Origin of the sequence: Methylobacterium sp. GC_Met_3 (assembly GCF_026540775.1) — a bacterium.
Taxonomy (GTDB): Bacteria; Pseudomonadota; Alphaproteobacteria; order Rhizobiales; family Beijerinckiaceae; genus Methylobacterium.
In genome coordinates this window covers 1-1,894 of sequence record NZ_JALNUL010000137.1, presented here as the reverse complement: position 1 = coordinate 1,894, position 1,894 = coordinate 1, and the positions used below count along the sequence as shown (strand labels likewise).

Below are 1,894 nucleotides of genomic sequence, written 5' to 3'. Positions count from 1 at the left end.
TGGCGATATCGCCCGATGCGGTGACGGCGGCAGCCGACCTGTTGAACGCCTACTTCCTGCCGATGGCCGAGCGGATGTTCGGGGACGCCGTGATCCCGGTGGCCGAGCGCCGCGGGATGCTATTGGCACAGCATTTCCGGCAGAACCGGGTGACGGAGTTCAACGCCCGCGAGGTCCGCCAGCAGATCGGCGGCATGCTGCGTGAGGCTGCCGACATGGATGCTGCCTGCAAGCAGTTGGTCGAGGCCGGATTGATCCGGCCGCGCTTCACTCGGGCTGGCGAGGTGAAGGGTCGGAAGTCTCAGAGCTACGAGGTCAATCCGGAGGTCGTCGCCACCCGCCCTTTTGTCGAAAACCCCATCCCTGAAAAGATGGGGACCCCCGTGCCGGTAGTGCCAATAGCTCTGAAAACCGAGCTAACGGCACAAATGGCACAAACGGCACAAACGGCACAGGGGGGTAAGATATTCTCGGACGCGCAGGAAGTCGGGCGCGGTTTCGAGGAGATGATCGGCGAGATCGGTCTCGAAGATATGTTCCGCCTCAGCGAGATCGCAGGTTTCAAGGTTCGACAGCGGTACGTTGAAATGGGCCCGGCGGAACGTGCCTTATTCCACAAGCACTATGGTGTGGGCGTGCTGGTGGGAGCGCGACCGGAGCCGAGGCGCAAATGCAAGATCCGCGAACCCGTGCGCGCTTCAAGGACATCTGGCACCGGCTGTCCGAGCACTACCAGGGCTTGGGTAACTCGCCCCGCACAATAGAGGAGACTGCGCTTCTCCGGCATAACATCCTGGTGATCTGGACGTATGAAGGATTGCCGGTCGAGTTCCTCGACGAGTTGCGGGCGACTGATCTCATAGATCCGGTTCGCTGACCTCCACCCGGCCGGGGCGCCCGTCGGAAAGAACTGCGCTTCGACTGGCGCCATCGGCTTATAATTACAGAGCTTTCAGTCCGATTATCTTTCTTCCCATGTTGTAGAGACGTTTATCATCTTCATGTGCACATCTGGAAAGATTTGATATCTTGTGATTATCTCTCTGGCCCTGCTTGAATGCATCGACCGCAGCCCCAACATATTTAGCATCTTCTTTACTGAAGGCGGCTTTAAGCTCCTCGCGACCTTTTACGTCGTCACCCAGGTTCAAGCTCCATTCTAGGTCCTCTTTAGCTGCCTTCCAATTTGCAGACATTGCTTCCTCCCGTGCCCTCTGGTGGGGCCAACAGGAGGATACGCTGGTTTTCGGTTCCGTCGAGTGGATTAGGATCCGCTGTCGATCGGAGAGGTTGGCGCAATGGTCTCACCAAGCGTCCTCCTTGATGAGAGCGCTGCCCTGATCGAAGGTGCCTGACCAACCTCTGTCAGGCAGCCGGACAGTAACGCGAGACAGACCGGCTTCCTCGCCATCACCAGTCGCAAGTTTGGCATAGACCTGCCCACGCTTCTCCATCCGCTTCAGGTCCCTGACGCGGACGTCGAGGCGGGCAGCCAACTCGCGGGGATCGACGATCCAGTTGCCCTTGTGCCCGAAGATGAGCTTCACGGAGCAGGTCCTCACCAGCTCGGCAGCAGATGCGGGGCTGAGACCGTCGATAGCACGCGCCACTCACGGATCCAAGAATGAGGATCGGAAGCGTCGGTTAAGAGGGACGCTGTCATGAGGATCGCCGAACGCGATCGCCCGGTGAAGAGCCTAGCCCTAGCCCTCCATCTGCCTGCGGTCTTCGTGATCGTCCCCAGCCTGCTGGTCCATCGCTGATCTCCGTCGCCGACAGGTCAACTGACCGCGGCCGGATTGGGCCGCGCCCATCCACAGGAAATCGTCGTGGTTAATGATCTGTTATCGAGCGACGATCCGTGCCCAGCCTCCCCTTCACGGAAGCTCAACCA

The 1,894-nt window shown here is 59.6% G+C and carries 3 protein-coding genes; 1 reads left to right on the top strand and 2 read right to left on the bottom strand.

Annotation, left to right across the window (positions count from 1 at the left end):
* The coding region (locus OXS27_RS32120) for a hypothetical protein (protein ID WP_267361708.1) at window positions 1–764 on the top strand (764 nt) is incomplete at its 5' end.
* 177 nt (window positions 765–941) lie between these two features.
* Here OXS27_RS32120 and OXS27_RS32115 read toward each other — a convergent pair.
* Complete coding sequence (locus OXS27_RS32115; protein WP_267361706.1) at window positions 942–1,196, bottom strand: hypothetical protein; 255 nt, start codon at window positions 1,194–1,196, stop codon at window positions 942–944.
* 108 nt (window positions 1,197–1,304) lie between these two features.
* Window positions 1,305–1,547, bottom strand: a complete 243-nt coding sequence (locus OXS27_RS32110) for a DUF6522 family protein (protein WP_267361704.1) — start codon at window positions 1,545–1,547, stop codon at window positions 1,305–1,307.
* Window positions 1,548–1,894 lie beyond the last annotated feature (347 nt).